The sequence below is a fragment of the Microcoleus sp. AT3-A2 genome (genome assembly GCF_036705685.1).
Classification (GTDB): domain Bacteria; phylum Cyanobacteriota; class Cyanobacteriia; order Cyanobacteriales; family Microcoleaceae; genus Microcoleus.
The window spans coordinates 241566-261009 of the sequence record NZ_JAUBVF010000002.1; the positions used below are offsets into that span (position 1 = coordinate 241566).

Genomic DNA, 19444 nt, shown 5'->3' on the forward strand with positions numbered 1-19444 from the left:
TCAATCCGGGTTCCTACGCGGCTTTGGAATTCATGAGGTAGAATTCCCCAATACTAAATTCATTTTTGGGCTATAGTTCCCTATGAGAAGGCTTCTAGGAGTATCGTTGCGTGATTGGGATCAATTGGCACAGAACGGTTGTGGGCAGGCTGCTGGCATTGTTCGCAGTAGCAGTATTAATTTTGGGTTTAGCAAGTTGTGGCGCCGGCCATCCCGAATTGCCCAAATCAGGGAACAAGAGCGGCTCAGCTACCGCCCCAGTAAACAGAATCTCAGAGGTTTCTCCCCCAGAAGCCATCCAACAACTGCGTCAGGCTCTAGAAAGCTACCAGCCTCAAATTAGTATTTTGAATCCAAAACCTGACGAAGTGCTTCAGGATATAAATGTGTCTGTTCAGTTCCAAGTGAAGGACTTGCCCATTTTCAAAGATGCAAACTTGGGTTTGGGCCCCCATCTGCAAGTTTTATTAGACAACCAACCTTATGCAGCAGTTTACGACATCAACCAACCTTTAACGCTCTCCGACTTAGAACCCGGAACCCATACCCTGCAGGTGTTCGCCGCCCGCCCTTGGGAAGAAAGCTTTAAAAACGAAGGTGCCGCAGCTCAAACCACCTTTCACGTTTTTACCAAAACAGACGACAATAATCCCGATCGAACATTGCCCCTACTAACGTACAACAGCCCCCAAGGCAGCTATGGGGCAGAACCCATCCTGCTCGACTTTTACTTGACAAATGCCCCTCCGCACGAAGTGGCGCAAGAAAATTCCCAAGATGAAATACTCGATTGGAAAATTCGATCCACAGTCAACGGCCAAAGCTTTGCGATCGACCAGTGGCAACCTATATATCTTAAAGGATTCAAACCAGGGAAAAACTGGGTACAGCTAGAATTAATTGACGAACGGGGAAATATCGTCAAAAACGCCTTTAATAATACAGTCAGACTGATCAATTTCCAACCGCTCGGTCAAGATCCTCTTTCAAAATTAGTGCGGGGCGAACTAACAGCAGCAGAAACTCGCGGTATAGTCGATCGTACCTACCAAGCCCCCGAGCCGACACCAACCCCAACCCCCGAACCGACACCGACACCTGCATTAGAAGAAACACCAGTTGTCCAACCCTCACCAGCGGTTCCAGAAACCCCTGTTACCGAACCCAGCTTAGAGCCAACAGTCGCTCCCGAAGTTGCTCCCATTCAAGTAATAGAACCGACACCAACAGCAACCCCCCAACTAGAAGCGCCGAAAATTGTAGAACCTATTCAAGTAATAGAACCGACACCGACAGCAACTCCACCGTTAGAAACCCCAAAAATTGTAGAACCAGTTCAAGTAATAGAACCGACACCGGCAGCAACTCCACAGTTAGAAGCGCCGAAAAATGTAGAACCAGTTCAAGTAATAGAACCGACCCCAACAGCATCTCCCCAAACAAAAAAACAGGAATATAAAGGATACTACAATCGGTTCCGCAACTTCTTGCGTGAAGAACAGCAACCTGCTAATTTTTCAGAGCCACCAACCCTGCCAGAAATAACAGGAAAAGCTCCAGTACCAAAAGTAGTCGCTCCCGCGATACCAGAACAATCTCCAAATCTTGTACCGCCAACGCCACCAGTTGCCGCTGAAACTCCTAGCCAGCCAACCACCGAATTAGCCCCTCCCGAAACAACTGTTTCCGAACCCGAAAATCCGCCCAAATCCGAACAAAAAGTCGAATTTGCCACCTAACAAAAACTTTCTGGGCTTCTTCGTTGCATCGGCGTCGCGCTCGTGATCTATCTGCAGTTAACAATTAAAGAACACTAAAAAATGACCTACCTCGAAACAGCAGCCAAATTCTACAGTGATGTTGCCGAAACACCCCAAATCGGACTTTGCTGCGTCCAAAGCAGCCCCTTGCAATTGCCAGGATTAAAAATTCCTGAACAAATGCAAGAAATGAATTACGGTTGTGGCACAACCGTTCACGCCGCTGAACTCGTCGGCAATCCCTTCGTGCTTTATGTAGGCGTCGGCGGCGGCTTGGAAGCACTACAATTTGCATATTTTTCTAGACACAAAGGAGCAGTTATTGCCGTCGATCCGGTTCCAGCAATGCGAGATGCGGCGGCACGAAACTTGCAAATAGCCGCCCACGAAAATGATTGGTTTGATCCGAGTTTTGTAGAAATTTGTGAAGGCGATGCTTTTGCGTTGCCGGTGCCGGATGCTTCTGTAGATGTTGTCGCCCAAAACTGCTTGTTTAATATCTTTGAACCAGCGGATTTAGCTAAAGCATTAAAAGAGACTTATCGGGTGTTAAAACCGGGTGGCAGATTGTTGATGAGCGATCCGATCGCAACTCGGCCCATTCCGCAGCATTTGAAGGAAGACCAACGCTTGCGGGCCTTGTGTTTGTCCGGCGCTTTGACATACGCAGAATACGTTCAACACCTTGTAGACGTTGGTTTTGGGCAAGTCGAAGTGCGGGCGCGCCGTCCTTACCGATTGCTGGATAAACACAATTATCAATTGGATGCGGATTTGCTGTTAGAAAGCCTGGATTCGGTGTCTTTCAAAGTGGATGTACCGGAGGATGGAGCTTGCATTTTCACTGGCAAGACGGCGATTTATACGGGGTATGAAGATCTGTTTGATGACGGAGCAGGCCACGTTTTGCAGCGGGGAGTTCCGGCGGCGGTATGCGATAAAACTGCTGGGAAATTGGGGGGATCAATGCCCGATAAGGTGTTAATTACTGATTCGACTTGGCATTATAGCGGCGGCGGTTGCTGTTAAATTTTGTTGGAATGGGGGAGGTAGCTTTCATCGCAGATATACCTCTTTCAACTCTTTCTGCTGATAGTTATCTTTAGAGAGTGCCTGATGAAAATTATCATAGGAGTTATTGTATGAGTTTGAGCGATATTTTAAAACCTCTGAGCCGCGAGAGTTTTCGATTTGTTACTAGAGATATTTGTTGCGAAGGACATCAAGAGCGTGAAATTCTCAATCTCATCCTGTCATTCCTAGATAATATGATTGACGAGCGAGGATTTGATGCAGTCCTTTATGAAAAGTTGCAGAAGATTACTCTACAAACAGGGGAATTGTTGAATGCAGATAGAGCCACAATTTTTCTATTCGATGAAGAGCCGAATGAACTCTCGGCAATTGTAGCCAAAGATGAAAATGGCAAAAGCCTAGAGATCCGAGTTCCCGCCCATCTGGGCATTGCGGGAGAAGTAGCCACGGAGAAAAAAGTGGTAAATATTCCCTATGATTTCTATGATGACCCACGTTCTGTAAACGCCAAAAAAGTTGACGACATAACAGGATATCGCACCTCTACAATGCTGGCTATGCCTTTGTTAAATGAAGAAACAGGCAAGTTAATCGCAGTAGTTCAACTCATTAATAAACTCAAGCCGAACCACCAAGATTATGGTACTTTAGACGAACAGATTGACAAGGTAGGATTTACTGAAGCAGACGAACAAATTTTTCGAGAATTTGCCCCGTCGATTCGCCTAATTCTAGAGTCAGTCCAATCTTTGTACGCACTAAATCAAAGACAACTGGCCGCGACAGCACTGATGCACGCCGTCAGCGCTCTTTGTCGGAGCAGTTTAGACTTAGATGATACCTTGAAGCGGGTGATGGATGGGGCCCAAGAACTGATGCAAGCCGATCGCAGTATCCTGTGGCTGATCGACGAAGATAAAGACGAACTGTGGACGAAAATCCCGATCGGCGGCAACCTTAAAGAAATTCGCATACCCAGAACCGCCGGTTTTGCAGGTATTGTGGCTCAATCCGGCGAACCGCTGCTGATTCCCTTTGATATCTACGACGACTCCCGGCCTGGAATTTACACAGAAACCGACAAAAAAACTGGCTACCGCACTTGCAGTATGCTGTGTATGCCAGTGTTTAATGCAGACCATAAATTGATTGGAGTGACTCAATTAGTCAACAAAACAAAGAAAGGAGATTTCCCCCCATACAACCCAGAAAACTGGCCGCAAGCCCCCGAACAGTGGAAAGCGAGTTTCAGTCAAACCGACATGGAATTTATGAAAGCGTTTAACATCCAAGCAGGAGTCGCCCTGCAAAACGCTATCTTGTTTTCCAAGGTCAAACAACAAGAAAACAGACATAAAGATATAGTGCGATCGCTCCCTAATGGTGTCATCTCCACGGATAAAAAAGGTAAGGTTATTACCGCTAACGATCGAGCTAAACAATTGCTAGGTGCTAGCGAGGGAGAAGTCGTAGAGGGTGTATTTTTGGGTGATTTAATTAAAATCGAGAATGAGAATTTTAGTCAATGGTTAAATGCTGCTTTGTCACCGGAAGGCGATCGAGATAGAGAACAATATTACCCCAATCTGGTTCTATTGCCTTTGCAAGGGGAACCGCAGAATATCAATCTGTGGATTAACTCGATCGCAAGTGCGATCGACCCGAATAAAATTAACGGTGTATTGGTGATGCTGGAAAATAACAGCCGGCAAAACCAAGGAGAAAATTGGGGTTCAGTAAGAGGGGCGAATTTCTGAAGCGGTTAATTCTCTGGTTCGTCAGAGAGAATTTACAAGAGTAGCGACCTCTGCCGGTTCTTTGATTGGAGATACTGGTATACTACGATGACAGTTAGTTATTTAATAATTTCTAGTCATTGTAAATATGTCAAGCATCTCCAATATGGCCTCTGAAGTGGAAAGTAACTTTCTGGGAGAGATTGATAACCTTGACAAGCAATTACACGATCGCTTTCAAGACAAGTTTGTAGTCCAGCCCTCCCTGACCAGACTTTTGGTTAGTTTTCAGGCTAACAAAACTAGACCAATCTATCGATGGTACAAGTACAAGGAAGCTTTTTCCGTTTCTCTGGTCGAGTTTTTATTTCAAAAATATCAAGTCATTCAAGGCAAGATTTTTGATCCTTTTACAGGTAGTGGAACTGCTTTATTTGCTGCTAGTGACTTGGGAATAGATGGTGAGGGTATTGAATTGTTACCTATCGGTCAACATATAATTAATACCAAAATCCTTTTAGACACTGCATTCACTTTTGATGATTTTGAGCGGCTAAAGACATGGTTTAATGGGCAAATATGGAAACAATTTGAGAGCCAAGTCACTCTACCAGAATTGAGAATCACTAAGGGAGCTTACCCCGAAAAAAATAAAATAGAAATTGAGCAATATCTTGGAGCTTGTTATCAAGAAAATATTAAGCTTCAATCAGTTTTAGTCTTGATTTTACTGTGTGTTTTAGAATCCGTAAGCTATACACGCAAAGATGGACAGTATCTTCGTTGGGATTACCGTTCAGATCATGGTCATTCAAAGAAGTCCTTCAATAAAGGTGAGGTTCTTGAGTTCAGTAAAGCTATTACCCAAAAATTCAATGAACTTGTTAACGACTTAGAACCTCCTACACAACAACTTGAGCTTTTTCAAACTCAGAATAATCAAGGCAAAATTAATTTGCATCAAGGTTCTTGTCTGAAGATAATGCCCGGTTTGCCGGACTCTACATACGATGCAATCATTACATCTCCACCCTACTGCAATCGATATGACTATACTCGCACCTATGCACTAGAGCTAGCTTTACTAGGAATTTCTGAAAAGGAATTAATTAATCTGCGTCAGGAAATGCTAAGTTGTACGGTTGAGAATCACCCCAAAGATTTATTGGCTATCAATCAGGCTTGGGAAGTAGCTTTAAGTATTGCTAATTCGCAAACTCTATTGCAGGCTATATTAAGATATTTGGACAGCCAAAAGTCACAGGGTATATTGAACAACAATGGTATACCAAGAATGGTAAGAGGATATTTCTATGAAATGGCTTGCGTAATACAAGAAAGCTTTCGTATTCTTAAACCTGGGGCATTTTTGTTTATGGTTAATGACAATGTGCGCTACGCAGGTATAAGCATTTCATTGGACATGATTCTTTCTGATTTTGCTGAAAAGCTAGGCTTTTTTACGGAAAATATTCTCGTCTTACCAGGTGATAAGGGGAATAGTAGTCAACAGATGGGCAACTATGGACGCGCTCCTTTGAGGAAGTGCGTTTATGTATGGAAAAAACAATAACTGGAAACCTATGTGTGTTTATCGTAACCACCTTCAATCCAGTGACGATCTTGTCACAACATATGAAGACACTCGTGCGGGTTTTGTTGCACTTGCCCTTAAAAAAAATCGACGCGCTACCCCTTACGTCGCCCAAGCAAGAGCACTTCAAGAAGCTGCGGGTCAAGCTGAGAGTCCTACTGATTTGTTAAATGTTAAGGGCATTGAAATGGGATTGTTGACTGCAGCAGGATTATCTGACAAGTCTCTTGCTCATTTGATGCCAAATGATAAAATTGAAGCTATCAATGGTCTAATCAGGAATTTTCTTGAGCCAGCAGGCACAAATTTTGTGGAGGAATTGGTCTTTAGATTTCTACTGACTCGTGGTGACACGCTTGGTGGCTCAATGCGTAATGTTGGCGGAGCATTAGCACAAAGAAAACTAACTCGTGCTATCCTCTCGACTCTCACCATTGCTGGTAAGAGATATTACTGGCAACACTCAAAGACAAAAAAGTGGATAGCAATGACAAATGATGACACAGAAATTGAGTTGTCTTTACGTGGAATAAGTTGGGAGAGCGAGCTGGGTAATCGCACATTGATTTATAACCTAACTGTTCCGCTAGTCAGGAGCAATGTGGATTTATGTTTATTTAATCTTGCCCCGACGGAGTTGGTAGCCAGTCAATCCAGCGCAATTGACCCATCTATGGTGGCACCTTATGTTATTGCATTGGGCGAACTTAAAGGCGGAATCGATCCTGCCGGTGCAGATGAGCATTGGAAAACGGCACAAGCGGCACTAAATCGCATACGCGAAGCTTTTTTCCGGGTTGGACATTCACCTCTGACTTTCTTTGTGGCTTCAGCGGTGGCGACAAGGATGGCGAGTGAAATTTGGCATCAACTGGAAAACGGGACTCTCACTAATGCTGCCAATCTGAATGAGGAGAATCAAGTTGCATCTATTTGTCGTTGGTTATGTAATTTATAAAAGCAAAAACCGTTTTGACTCAGTGTCTGTTTTAACATCCTCCCTTGCCCCCCTCTTGTGACACAGCCATCTTGGCTGTCTCGAAAAACCCTGCTTTAGTAAGCTTTCTCCCCATCCTGCCAAACTTCCCGCTAAATTAAAGAAGTAAAAAAATCATTCACATCCTACCCAGGAGATGCCATGCCTCGCGTCAGAGCACCAGAATTCCCCGGAAACTACCCCTGGCTGAACACCGAAAAACCTTTATCCATTGAGTCTTTAAAAGGGCGCGTCGTCCTCCTCGACTTCTGGACGTACTGCTGCATCAACTGCTTGCACGTCCTGCCAGACTTAAAATACCTCGAACAAAAATATAAAGATTCCCTCACGGTTATCGGCGTTCACTCGGCTAAATTTGAAAACGAAAAAGAAGTAGAAAACATCCGCCAAGCTATCCTCCGCTACGATATCGAACATCCCGTAATCGTAGACAGTGGCATGAAAGTTTGGCAAAGCTACGCGGTTCGCGCTTGGCCGACTTTAATGGTGATCGATCCTGAAAGTTATGTCGTCGGCTTTGTTTCCGGCGAAGGCAATAGAGAAGCACTTGATGAGTTAGTTGGCAAGTTAATTGCTGAATACAAAGATAAAAAGGTGCTCAACTTTAAACAACTCAGTTTTAGGTTAGAAAAACAGCGCAAACCTGTATCAACACCGCTGGCTTTTCCCGGTAAAGTGCTGGCATTTGCGATCGCTGCAACGGAGGCAAAACAGCTTCACCAACAGGGCGCGCTTTTGGGCGAAATGAGTCAGGAGAATGAATCTGTAGATGAAACTGTATTGCCCGGGCCTGCTAATTCAGTTATACAAAACTTAGTCGGTTCTTGCTTATTTATTGCCGATTCAGGACACAATAGGATTGTTGTCAGCACCCTCGAAGGTGAGGTGCTGCACGTCATCGGTAGCGGCAAACCGGGTTTAACTGATGGGGACTTTGAAGAGGCTGAGTTTTTTGCACCTCAAGGTATGGCTTTTGATGCAGAAAGTCAAATTCTATATGTTGCTGATACGGAAAATCATGCTCTCAGAAAAATTGATTTTACGACTCAACGGGTAGAAACTGTTGCTGGTACGGGCGAACAAAGTCACGAAATTTCACCCCGCAGCGGCAAGGGTTTAGAAACGCAATTGAATTCGCCTTGGGATTTAGAAAGAGTTGGAAATAGACTTTTTATTGCAATGGCGGGTTCCCACCAAATTTGGGAAATGCAGTTAGACACTGGCACGATCGGCACTTATGCAGGTATTGGCCGAGAATCCTGTGTGGACGGGAATCTTGCAGAATCTGCTTTTTCTCAGCCCAGCGGCCTCGCGACCGATCGATCGGAGTTGTTTGTTGCTGACAGCGAAATTAGTTCGATTCGCGCTGTTGGTATTGATGAAGACCCGAAGGTGCGTACAGTCTGCGGTAGCGGTGAATTGTTTGGTTTTGGGGATAAAGATGGTCGCGGTGATGAGGTCAGGTTGCAGCACTGTTTGGGTGTTGAATACGCTCAAAATTACCTCTGGGTGGCTGATACTTACAATCACAAAATTAAGCGGATCGACCACCGGGGCGGTACGTGCAGAACAATGATTGGAGACGGTAAAGCAGGTTTGGTTGATGCTAAAGGTCTCAAGGCTCGATTTTTTGAACCTTCAGGGTTGAGTGCGATCGGGCCTCATTTGTTTGTTGCTGATACGAACAATCATGTAATTCGGAGAGTTGAGTTGGATACGCTGGAAGTCACAACTTTGGATTTCCCCAGTTTGTGCGCTCCGGATGTTTGTATTCCTGATTAAGTCGATCGACCTTTTTGACATCAGGCAAGGTTTTCAATTCTCCTGATTGCCAGATTGATTGTGGTAAAGTAGGGTGCTCTTCGGCGCACCTTACCACAATTTTCAAGCCAAGTAAGTTAACCTAAAACCGCGATCGCCCGTATTAAATAATCGCAAAAATCCTCGCCCCAATCTAAAATTCCGAATAGCTCAGCAGCCGCACTATTTTTTCATCATCGTTCAGTTCCCCGACAATTCGTCGCACGGGTTTCGGCCAGATTTTAATCAAAGTAGGAGTTGCTGAAATCTGATCTGCCTCAGCTTGGTCTGGATGTTTCAAAACATCAATTACTTTTAAAGTGTAGGGACGATCGAGGCATTTCTCTAAGAACTGGTGTAAAGTTTCGAGGGTGCGTTCGGTGCTGGGGTTGCTGCCGGAAACAAACAGACGCAAAACGTACCCTTGAGTTTGTGGCGGTGGGGTGAGTGCTGTTGGTTTGGGAAGCCGAGTCTGCTGCGATTGCGGAAAGCCCAAGGGAGTTACTGTCGAACTGCTCCAGTCCGATCGAGCTTCGGGGCTGGCATACTGTACAACTAAGTCGTGATTTTGCCAAAGTTCGGGGAATTGTTCGTGATAAGTAGCAATCGCCATCGGTTCGCACATTTCTTCGCTCCGGGGATGCCACACTAAGTCCCCAGTCCCAAAAATGGCGTTCAGCAGCGTTTGATGTCGCAGCACGGGGGGGTAAGCCTCGGCAGCAAGCCGCACCTGCCGATCGCCTGGATCGAGCCAGCAGTCAACGGTTGCCGTGTAGCAAGGTATCAGAAAATGTGGCGGTTCCGACAAACCGAGGATCTCCTGTAGAGCTACGCACAACTGCAAATGCCACTGAGTCTGCTTGCGGGGGTCTATGCAATAGATTAAGTCTCCCCCGGGTGTAAACAGGGCAATGCCTTTGAAAAATTCCGGCAAAATCGGGCGATCAACTTTCAATTCAGTACACCAATAAAAGTTAACAGTTAACAGTTAACTTTTAACTGCTAACTGTTAACACTCGACCTTTAGACTCGACCTCGGAGCATCTGAGCCATTTCGTTCGGGAACGGCGAGTTCTCTACACAAAGTTCTTCCGTAATCCGACCTTCTTGATAAAGGCCGTAGAGCGACTTATTCATCGTCGTCATGCCTTCATAAGTATCTTTGATCATGATTTGATTAATTTCCTCATTCTGCCCCTTCAGAATGTATTCCTTAACCACGTCGGTATTGATCATAACGTCGTGGAAAGCAGCCCGCTTTCCGTCTGTGGTTTTGCACAGCAGTTGAGCAATAATCGCCACTAGGGATTCGGAAATTGAAACCCGTATGGCATCCTGTTCTTCCGCCCCGAACATATCAAGAATCCGGTTCAGGGTCTTAACCGCACTGTTGGTGTGCAGGGTTCCTGCAACTAAGTGACCGGTTTGAGAGGCTTTGAGGGCGATTTCCACCGTCTCTCTGTCCCGAATTTCTCCTACTAGCAGCATATCCGGGTCTTGTCGCAGAGCGCCTTTGAGAGCGCTCATAAACTTGAGGGTGTGCCTGCCGACTTCCCGGTGCTTAATCAAGGATTTTTTGCTTTCGTGTACAAATTCTACCGGGTCTTCGATCGTGATGATGTTGTAGGCTTTATTCTTATTGATGTAGTCGATCATCGCGGCCAACGTGGTAGACTTACCCGAACCTGTCGGGCCTGTCACCAAAATCAGCCCTTTGTGGTAGCCACATATTTTCCTAAATACCTCCGGCAGCTTCAATTCCTCCAGTGTCATTATTTTGGCAGGAATTAGCCGCAGCACCATTGCCGGGCCGGCCAAGGAGTCCATGCAACTGATCCGAATCCGCACGAACCCGAAGTCGAAAGCGCCGTCAAAGTCTAGGGTTTTTTGGAAAATTTCAATTTCTTCATCGCTCATGCACTCCCGCAACCAGCCAAAAAACGTATCTAAATCCGTCGGTGGATAGCCGATGTCGGCAATCTCGCCCCGGGTGCGGAAGCGGGGAACTTCGTTTACTCCGAGGTGAAGGTCGGATACTCCTTCATCTTTGGCTCGGATTACTAGCTCTTTCAAACTCGGAACTCCGCCGCTAGAGTTCTGGCCTTTAGGTGTGGCGAAGGATTGCGGCGGGGGTGCTGGTGCAGGCGCTGGTGCGGGGGGCGGTGCTGGTGGCATTCCTGCTGCTCTGGGGGGCATTCCGGGAGCTGGAGGGCGGGGCATTCCTGGCGGTGGGGGGGCTCCGGGTACGGGCGGCCGAGGAGCTGGCGGATGCTGTTGTGTCATATGCGCTACCTTAAGTTGGTGAGAAGGCTGACTCGAACAGATGATTTGTGGGAGTTGAACAATGCCGATCGCCATTGTGCGCGTCTTGCACAAAAGCTTAACTGTTGTACTCAGTCTATCCTAAGAGGGGGTCATAATGCTGCACTACTAAGGAAATATTCTGCCAATTGGAGGATGCGATCACTTTCGATATACGCTCGAATATGGATTTTCGACTTTTTTGGATAATTTTTTTAATGAAAAGAGTTTTCCGCAAGCAAGCAGTATAAATTGATACTTTATCCAACTATTAAGGACTTAAACCGATGAATTCTGTCGATCGGGCTTTTACTCCAGCTCTCTCGTTGGCGGAGTCGATCCGCACCCTGGAAGTGTCGCCTTTAGAAATTGTCAATCTCTACTTGGAACGCATTGAGCGATTAAACCCTGAGCTGGGCAGTTATTTTACTGTAACGGCCGAGCGGGCGATCGCCCTAGCTAAATCTCAAACCGAAAAACTAGCTGGGTTAAACAAGCCACAGGAATTGCCACCTTTTTTCGGAGTGCCGATCGCCATTAAAGACTTGACACCAGTTACCGGCGTTCCCTGTACCTACGGCGCTCAGGCTTTGCTGGGTAACATCTCTGCCTACGACGAGTCAGTAGTATGGCGGATCAAAGCAGCGGGATTTAACATTCTGGGCAAAACAGCAACCTCTCAAATTGGCTCATTGCCTTACACCGAACCCGAAGGTTTCCCGCCCGCGCGCAATCCCTGGAATTTAGACTATACGCCGGGAGGTTCCAGCGGCGGCTCAGCGGCGGCTGTAGCAGCGGGTTTGTGCGCGATCGCCCAAGGTTCAGACGGCGGCGGTTCGATTCGAGGCCCAGCTTCCTGCTGCGGTTTAGTGGGCATTAAACCGTCGCGGGGGCGAGTTTCCTGGGCACCTGTTGGAGATTACCTCAGCGGCATTTCTGTTAACGGCCCACTGGCGCGCACTGTAGCTGACGCCGCCGCACTTTTGGACGTGATGTCAGGCTACACAACAGGCGATCCGTACTGGCTACCCGATTCAAATCCGACGTTTCTAGAGGCTTCCCGTCAAAAGTCGGGCCAACTGCGAATTGCGTTTTCTACGACTATTTCCCCTGTGGGCGAGGCTGCGGCTATCTGTCAGCAAGCGGTACTCGAAACCGTAAAATTATTGACTGATTTGGGTCACGATATCGAACCTGGATGCCCGGATTTTACGGGTTTAATCGAACCGTTTACCGCAATTTGGCAGTCGGGGGCGGCTGCAAGCGGCATTCCAGGCCCTGCTTTGGAACCGATGAATCGCTGGCTGTTGGAAAGAACTGTTTCGGCTGGGGAATATTTGCGGGCGGTGAATCAAATGCAGGTTATTTCACGGCGAATTGTGGGATTCTTTGAAAAATTTGATGTGTTAGTTTTGCCAACTTATATGCACTCGCCAATCCGGGTTGGGGAGTGGGCGGATTTGAGTTTTGAAGAAACTTTGCAGCGCATTATTAATTGGGTAGCTCCTTGTCCGCCGTTTAATGCTAGCGGTTTGCCTGCGATCGCACTTCCTGCTATTTTAGATAACAACGGTTTGCCCGTGGGAATTCAAATTATCGGGCGACCAGCGGCAGAAGCAACTTTAATTGCTTTAGCGGCGCAGATGGAAGCGGCGAAACCTTTCCCCGTTTTAGATTTTAAATAGGCAATAGCAAGGGATAAAAACACGTTTTCCTTTTTTATGGGTATGCCAAATCAAGACTTGTGCGCGGGGAACTATAAACCCGTTTTTTTGCAAAAAATTCTAGTCATTCAACCCATATTTTACCAATAAACCGAGTTACTCCCGCCCAGTCTTACTTATTACCAATTACGCTGTAAAATATTGAGAATACCTCTTTAGATTGATAGATATTTTGATGGTTTTATTTTAAAACTGGTAGCAGTTCGCTGCCAATATGTAGGGTGAAAAATTCATGTTAACTTCCGGGCCGATTACCGCTCCCGTTCCCGTTTTTCTAGTTCTTTTAGCAATCATGCTACTTGCGCCGCTGTTATTTGAGCGCTTGCGACTGCCGGGAATAGTTGGTTTAATTATTGCTGGCGTAATTGTCGGGCCCAACGGTCTCAATTTGCTGCAACGGGACGCTACTATTGTTTTGTTAGGTACTGTAGGATTGCTATTTTTGATGTTCCTAGCGGGACTGGAAACTAGCCTCGACGACCTCAAACTCAATGCGGACAAAGCGGTCATCTTTGGGCTGGCTACTTTTGCGCTACCGATGATATTGGGGACAGGAGCGATGCTGCTGTTGGGATATAGCTGGCTGGCTGCAATTTTAGTCGCTTCTTGTTTTGCTACGCACACGCTTTTAGCGCTGCCAATTCTCACAAAATTGGGATTGATGCGAACTCAGACTATTACTGCAACTTTGGGCGGGACTTTAATTACGAACGTGTTGGGACTGTTGGTGCTGGCAATTGTTGTCAAAGCTTACAAAGGAAATCTTACTCTCGATTTTTGGCTGGTTCTCATTCCATCTCTTGCTATCTACACTTTTGCTACTTTGTGGGGAGTCCCCAAAATCGGTCGCTGGTTTTTTAAGAAATTTGGACATGACGAGAATGCCGAATTTATATTTGTATTGGCTACCCTATTTCTAGTTTCTTACGCAGCAGAATTAATTGAAATTGAGGCAATTATTGGTGCATTTTTATCGGGAATTGCCATAACTCAAATTATTCCCAAAATGAGTCCGCTGATGAATCGGATTGAGTTTATTGGCAATACGCTGTTTGTGCCGTTTTTTCTGATTTCTGTGGGGATGTTGATTGACCCGCTAATTTTGGTAAAGCAGCCGCAGTCTTTGTTGGTGGCGGCGGTGATGATTTTGGCAGAGGTGGTGAGCAAGTTTTTGGCAGCTTGGCTACCGGGGAAATTATTTCGTTTTGAGTTTCCCAACATTATGGTAATGTTCGGTCTTTCTGTTGCTCAAGCTGCTTCTACTTTGGCGGCGATTACGGTTGCTTTTGAGATTAAATTGGTCGATCGCGTAACGGTGAATGGCATCATTGCCATGATTTTAGTAAGTTGTGTCGCTTCTCCTTGGATTGTATCTCGGTGGGGTCAAGAAATGCAGCCGCCGGGGTCGAGTTTGCCGGTTCCTACTTCGGGAAAGCATTCATGGGGAGATCGAGTTTTAGTGCCTGTTGCTAATCCGAATACGGAAGATAATTTGCTGCGTTTGGCTTTGATTTTAGCAAAAACATCTCAGGGAACTTTGCTACCGCTGCATATTTTGTCCGATCGCGGGGAAGCAATTTCACCGGCAGATAAAATGCAGCAAACTCAACTTTTGACGGCTGCGGAAACTGTCGCCCATGCCGCTGCTTGTGCGGTTGAACCGATCGCGAGGATAGATGATGCGATCGATCGCGGAATTCTGCGGAGTGCAACCGAACGAGAGGCTAGTTTAATAGTTTGCGGCTGGAAGGGATTTTCCACGACTCGCGAGAATTTTTTTGGCAGCATCATTGACAATGTGGTAAGGCGAGCGCCCGTACCCGTACTGATTGCTCGATTTCCCGATCCTCTCCAGAATACAGCCAGAATTATTTTGGCGGTAACTGACAGCGAGTTGACTCGGTTTGGATTTCAGGAAACCGTGGATATTGCTAAGAGTTTGGCCGAGGAACTTAAGGCGAATTTGCAAGTGTTGTTGGTGACGGCACAACGGGAAAAAAGCGAGAAAAGTGCGGCGGAGTTGGCAATTCTTTCTGAGATACCAGTAAATCGGGTGCGGGGAAATTTTATCAAGCTAGTTTCGCAGAATTTGTTAGAACATGATTTGCTGATTTTAACAACAATTTCTCAGCAACAGAATATGTGGGACAAACCGGGAACTCTCAAAGAACCGGAAGCGATCGCCCGGACTCACCCAAATATTTCGATGCTTGTTGTTTATTTTCCTGTATCTTGAGGAATATTTTAACCGCAGATGATGTTATGAATCTGCATTCATCTGCAGTTAATATTTTAGGACTAAAGCCAACTGGCACATTAAACAAAGGTATGTATAGCCTTTCTCAGTAACATGAGGTTCTCTCGCGGGCATAGGGCATAGGGCATAGGCATAGGGCTCGCCCCTCTACCTCATAAAGCTTGAGAACGGCTATAGTTGCGCTTGTGCGCTTTTTCCTAACAAAGAGCGCACAAGTGCAACTATATACCTAAAATTTAAGCCCTATTTGTGACAATTGTGTAAGTCCTATATTTAATCCTAATTCAACGGAATTGCTAGGAAAAATTCCGCACCTTTGCGCGGATTGGAAATATACTAGATGGCTCTTTTTACTCGCGAAGTTTGTATTTTTGGGGCTGCCGATTAAAAAATCCTTCAACTCATCATCATTATCACCCGCATAAGAAGTGCACTTAGGTACGGAATGTGAGCTCGGCAAGTAAATATGCGTAGAGGCCTTGACGATCGCACTCCGATGCAGCCAATTTCTCGGCATCTAGAACAATATCTCGGTATCTGGGAGAATTTTGAGAATATGGTAATCTACCCCCCTCTAGTTCAATAAAGTAAAAATGAGCATTAGACCAAATTTCAGATGGTTTTCTTCAGTGGCGAGTGTTTTGGGTTCGATTTCGATCGGCCCTTTGAGTGGCGCGACATCCTCTGTAAAAGCAGCAGAAACGGTTGTTGTCCGCAAAGGTATTTTAGAATCGTCAATATCGGTTGCGGATTTGCGTGAACTCGCAGAAACAGGAAAAGTCCCCGCCAAACTGCAAGCTTATGCCAATCTCCTGTCTGAGGAACAGCGGAGTAAAATTTTTCGGGCGCTGCAAGCAAAAATTCCCCTAAATGTAGTCGGCCTGAGCAACTTGCTAAATACGGGCATCGGCACTGGCATCCTGACGGATTTGACTACTGTGATACCCAGGCGCGACGGTGGGGGTGTGGAAGCGCTGCGAGCCGCTCTGGTGCAGGGAGCAAACGCGCCGGAAGGCTTATCGGTACTGAGTTTCATTGAATCTTATCCCAGCTCGCGGGTCGTGGTGGATCTCGATCGAGCTTTCGCAGTTTTGGGAAATATGAACGCTAGTTTTTGGCAAACTCAGCGCTTTATGGCGGCGATCGCACCTCAGTTAGCACCAGTTAAACCCGCGTTTAAGCTGCCTTTCGATCCTACCCAGCCAGGCCCTAATTCGGTGCAGGTACGGGCGCTAGATTTGAACGATAGCGCCCGCAATCGACATATTCCGGTTGATGTGTACTGGTCGAGAGCTGCCACAGCCGACAAACCGGCGATCGTCTTTTCTCACGGTTTGGGTTCCGTCCGCACGGATTTGCGCTACTTAGCCGAGCATTTGGCGTCTCACGGTTATGTGGTAGCAGCTTTAGAACATCCGGGCAGCAACGAGACTAACACCAATGCTGCGATGGCGGGGAAGTCTCCCTTGTTAGCTCCTCAAGAGTTTTTAGACCGTCCCAAAGACATCAGTTTTGTACTCGACGAACTGACCAAATTGAACCAAACTGATGATAATTTGCAGGGGAAAATCGCGATCGACCGATCGGTAATAATTGGCTATTCCTTCGGCGGCGCTACAGCCTTGTCCTTGGCCGGCGCCGAACTACAATTGAGCGGGCTCAAACAGCGGTGTCAGGAGGATTTGATTGGGTTCAGCTTAGGCGAAGGCATTCAGTGCGCGGCGGCCGGATTGCCCGAAGAACGTTATCAATTGCGGGATGGGAGGATTAAAAGGGCGATCGCCATGAATCCGATCACATCATTACTATTTGGAGAAACGGGTTTAAGTACAATTCAAATTCCTACCTTAATAGTAGCATCTTCTGCCGACAAAACAACTCCCGCCTTAGCCGAACAAATTGCCGGTTTTCCGAAAATTCCATCTCCTAAATGGCTAGTTGGTTTTGTAGGAGGAACCCACTTAAGCGTCAAAGATCCGAGTACAACTTTACACCAAGTTCGCAGACCGAGCACAATAATTACTGGCGATGAAGTTGTCGGCGACCAAGCTGTTAGCATACGCAATTATATTAAAGCTGTAAGTTTGGCTACTGCCGCTCAACTGACTGCTGAAGCTGACAAATATGCAGTCTTTCTAACACCAGAATACGCGTACTTTGCTTCCACATCCGTAATCCCGGTTCGGCTGTTAACAGAATTTTCCCCGGAAACTAATGCAGTAGTACAAACTTTTATTCAAGGGAATAAGTAGTCATTATTCATTAGTCCTTAGTCGTTAAGTAGGTAAGCGCCAAAAAACCATAGTATTTGGTAGAGTTCTAGACCCAGAACATAATTATGTAGGGTTCGCACTGCGAACCTTACCACTATTAGTCATTAGCTAATAATCTGATGTCCGCTCCAACACCTATAATAAAGGTGTTTGTAGTGGGAGTTCGAGGGGACATGATATTGCGACTAGCAGTTTTTCCTTGTGTAGGCGGCGCCCCTTAGTCCCCAGGGGGGTATTTTCTTCTTAAGCTGTTTCTGATATATTTTGTTCGTGCAAGGGCAAAATATAACAAAGCGCTTTCACAAACTCTACTCCCAAACTGCCATGCTTAAAAAAAATCTTATCCCGCTGTTGCTTCTGTTTATAGCGCTGTTTACCCTTTACGGTGACACTTTAACTTTTCTCCCCAAACCTGTAAGAGATACTAGCGTGGCCAGTCGAAAGTTCTTCGTCGGGTTATGGCCAGATTGGTTGAGACCGAGAGATTTCAACGAGCAAAGGCAACAGGATATTGATAAATTGCAAAAAAGTCCTAGCCCGAAGCGATAGTTTTGAGCTACCACCGAGAAACCCGGTTTCTCTAATAATACCTAGCCATTTTCTTGTAGGTTGGGTTAAGCGAAGCACAACCAACCATGACGATTTGAGATTGTAGATTTGAGATTTTTCCTCCAATCTCAAATCGATTAAACTTGAGATTTTAGATTTTTCTCAAACCAGTAAGGTGTGCATTGCACACCCTACAGATAGAGGTTATGCCTCCAGGACTGTTTTAGATTGGTCTTCCCATCTAAAATCTAAAATCTAAAATTGATTAGGCGTGCTTTTTCAACCAGCTAAACATAGCTCGCAAATCTTTACCAACTTCTTCAATAGGATGTTCAGCTTCCTGACGGCGCATGGAGGTAAAGCCCGGTTTGCCGGCTTGGTTTTCCAGAACGAATTCGCGGGCAAATTGACCGGATTGAATTTCGCTGAGAATTTTACGCATTTCGGCGCGGGTTTGATCCGTGACGATGCGGGGGCCGCGAGTTAAATCGCCGTATTCTGCGGTATTGGAGATGCTGTCGCGCATTTTGGCGAGGCCTCCTTCTACTACTAAGTCAACGATAAGTTTAACTTCGTGCAAACATTCAAAATAAGCTAATTCCGGTTGATATCCGGCGTCAACTAAAGTTTCAAATCCAGCTTTAATTAATGCGCTCAAACCGCCGCACAAAACTACTTGTTCGCCAAAAAGATCCGTTTCTGTTTCTTCGCGGAAAGTGGTTTCCAGGATGCCGGCTCTGGTGCCGCCAATACCTTTAGCATAGGCCATTGCCCGATCGCGCGCTTGACCGGAAGCATCTTGATATACTGCAAACAAACTCGGAACACCTTCCCCTTGTTCATAAGTCCGTCGCACCAAGTGTCCGGGGCCTTTGGGGGCAACCATTACTACGTCTACATTGGCAGGGGGAACAACTTGGCCGAAGTGAATGTTAAAACCGTGAGCAAATGCTAAAACATTTCCTTCAGAAAGGTTCGGTTCGATTTGTTCTTTGTAAATAGTTTTTTGAACTTCATCGGGCAATAAAATCATGATGAAGTCAGCAGCGGCTGCTGCTTTGTCTACCGGGTGAACTGTTAAACCCGCGTCGGTTGCTTTGGCGGCAGATTTGCTACCGGGATACAAACCGACAACGACATTCATGCCACTGTCTTTGAGGTTAAGGGCGTGGGCGTGTCCTTGGGAACCGTAGCCGATGATAGCAATCGTTTTGTTGGCTAAGAGGTCTAGGTTCGCGTCGGTGTCGTAATACATACGGGCCATAATGCTTGTCTCCGAAGATGCAAATTGGGTGATTGACTGCAAAACTCTCATTTTATCAAGGTAGGGTACTTTTTTTGCATAAATTTTTCAGATTAAGATTTGGGCGGGGGAAAATAAAGGGATCTCGCCCTGAATTTAGCAGGGTTTCTCGCAG

General features: G+C 46.2%; 12 protein-coding genes. 9 read left to right on the forward strand and 3 right to left on the reverse strand.

Translation table 11 applies throughout. From position 1 onward, the window contains the following. Positions 1 to 110 precede the first annotated feature (110 nt). From QUB37_RS02725 to QUB37_RS02750, 6 genes are all read left to right on the forward strand, one after another. A complete protein-coding gene (locus QUB37_RS02725) occupies positions 111 to 1739 on the forward strand; it encodes a hypothetical protein (RefSeq protein ID WP_333158840.1) in 1629 nt (542 codons plus the stop codon). Positions 1740 to 1820: 81 nt separating this feature from the next. Beyond that, positions 1821 to 2789: an arsenosugar biosynthesis arsenite methyltransferase ArsM gene (arsM, locus tag QUB37_RS02730; protein WP_333158842.1), complete on the forward strand. Its 969-nt coding sequence runs from the start codon at positions 1821 to 1823 to the stop codon at positions 2787 to 2789. 113 nt (positions 2790 to 2902) lie between these two features. After that, positions 2903 to 4552: a GAF domain-containing protein gene (locus tag QUB37_RS02735; RefSeq protein WP_333158844.1), complete on the forward strand. Its 1650-nt coding sequence runs from the start codon at positions 2903 to 2905 to the stop codon at positions 4550 to 4552. A 145-nt stretch (positions 4553 to 4697) separates the two neighbouring features. Then, a complete protein-coding gene (locus tag QUB37_RS02740; RefSeq protein WP_333158845.1) occupies positions 4698 to 6104 on the forward strand; it encodes a site-specific DNA-methyltransferase in 1407 nt (468 codons plus the stop codon). Next, positions 6085 to 7083, forward strand: coding sequence for a type II restriction endonuclease (locus tag QUB37_RS02745; RefSeq protein ID WP_333158847.1), 999 nt, complete (start codon positions 6085 to 6087; stop codon positions 7081 to 7083). Before QUB37_RS02740 ends, QUB37_RS02745 begins: the two co-directional genes overlap by 20 nt. A 180-nt stretch (positions 7084 to 7263) precedes the next feature. Further along, positions 7264 to 8904, forward strand: a complete 1641-nt coding sequence (locus QUB37_RS02750; RefSeq protein ID WP_333158849.1) for a thioredoxin-like domain-containing protein — start codon at positions 7264 to 7266, stop codon at positions 8902 to 8904. Positions 8905 to 9076: 172 nt separating this feature from the next. Here QUB37_RS02750 and QUB37_RS02755 read toward each other — a convergent pair whose 3' ends face one another. Beyond that, complete coding sequence (locus QUB37_RS02755) at positions 9077 to 9877, reverse strand: circadian clock KaiB family protein (protein WP_333158851.1); 801 nt, start codon at positions 9875 to 9877, stop codon at positions 9077 to 9079. A gap of 68 nt (positions 9878 to 9945) precedes the next feature. Then, positions 9946 to 11205, reverse strand: a complete 1260-nt coding sequence (locus QUB37_RS02760) for a type IV pilus twitching motility protein PilT (protein WP_333158853.1) — start codon at positions 11203 to 11205, stop codon at positions 9946 to 9948. Between the two features lie 305 nt (positions 11206 to 11510). Here QUB37_RS02760 and QUB37_RS02765 point away from each other — a divergent pair, with 305 nt between their 5' ends. From QUB37_RS02765 to QUB37_RS02775, 3 genes are all read left to right on the forward strand, one after another. Then, complete coding sequence (locus QUB37_RS02765) at positions 11511 to 12908, forward strand: amidase (protein ID WP_333158855.1); 1398 nt, start codon at positions 11511 to 11513, stop codon at positions 12906 to 12908. 271 nt (positions 12909 to 13179) lie between these two features. Further along, positions 13180 to 15183, forward strand: coding sequence for a cation:proton antiporter domain-containing protein (locus QUB37_RS02770; protein ID WP_333158857.1), 2004 nt, complete (start codon positions 13180 to 13182; stop codon positions 15181 to 15183). 614 nt (positions 15184 to 15797) lie between these two features. Then, positions 15798 to 17456, forward strand: coding sequence for an alpha/beta hydrolase (locus tag QUB37_RS02775; protein WP_333158859.1), 1659 nt, complete (start codon positions 15798 to 15800; stop codon positions 17454 to 17456). Between the two features lie 835 nt (positions 17457 to 18291). On the opposite strand, the gene ilvC is transcribed toward QUB37_RS02775, so the two are convergent. Further along, positions 18292 to 19341, reverse strand: coding sequence for a ketol-acid reductoisomerase (gene ilvC / locus QUB37_RS02780; protein WP_333158861.1), 1050 nt, complete (start codon positions 19339 to 19341; stop codon positions 18292 to 18294). Between the last annotated feature and the right edge of the window lie 103 nt (positions 19342 to 19444).

Excerpts from the sequence above, each read along its gene's own strand:
- arsM (WP_333158842.1), top strand. The coding sequence starts at position 1,821 with ATGACCTACCTCGAAACAGCAGCCAAATTCTACAGTGATGTTGCCGAA.
- QUB37_RS02735 (WP_333158844.1), top strand. The coding sequence starts at position 2,903 with ATGAGTTTGAGCGATATTTTAAAACCTCTGAGCCGCGAGAGTTTTCGA.
- QUB37_RS02740 (WP_333158845.1), top strand. The coding sequence starts at position 4,698 with ATGGCCTCTGAAGTGGAAAGTAACTTTCTGGGAGAGATTGATAACCTT.
- QUB37_RS02745 (WP_333158847.1), top strand. The coding sequence starts at position 6,085 with ATGTATGGAAAAAACAATAACTGGAAACCTATGTGTGTTTATCGTAAC.
- QUB37_RS02750 (WP_333158849.1), top strand. The coding sequence starts at position 7,264 with ATGCCTCGCGTCAGAGCACCAGAATTCCCCGGAAACTACCCCTGGCTG.
- QUB37_RS02760 (WP_333158853.1), bottom strand. The coding sequence starts at position 11,205 with ATGACACAACAGCATCCGCCAGCTCCTCGGCCGCCCGTACCCGGAGCC.
- QUB37_RS02765 (WP_333158855.1), top strand. The coding sequence starts at position 11,511 with ATGAATTCTGTCGATCGGGCTTTTACTCCAGCTCTCTCGTTGGCGGAG.
- QUB37_RS02770 (WP_333158857.1), top strand. The coding sequence starts at position 13,180 with ATGTTAACTTCCGGGCCGATTACCGCTCCCGTTCCCGTTTTTCTAGTT.
- QUB37_RS02775 (WP_333158859.1), top strand. The coding sequence starts at position 15,798 with ATGAGCATTAGACCAAATTTCAGATGGTTTTCTTCAGTGGCGAGTGTT.
- ilvC (WP_333158861.1), bottom strand. The coding sequence starts at position 19,341 with ATGAGAGTTTTGCAGTCAATCACCCAATTTGCATCTTCGGAGACAAGC.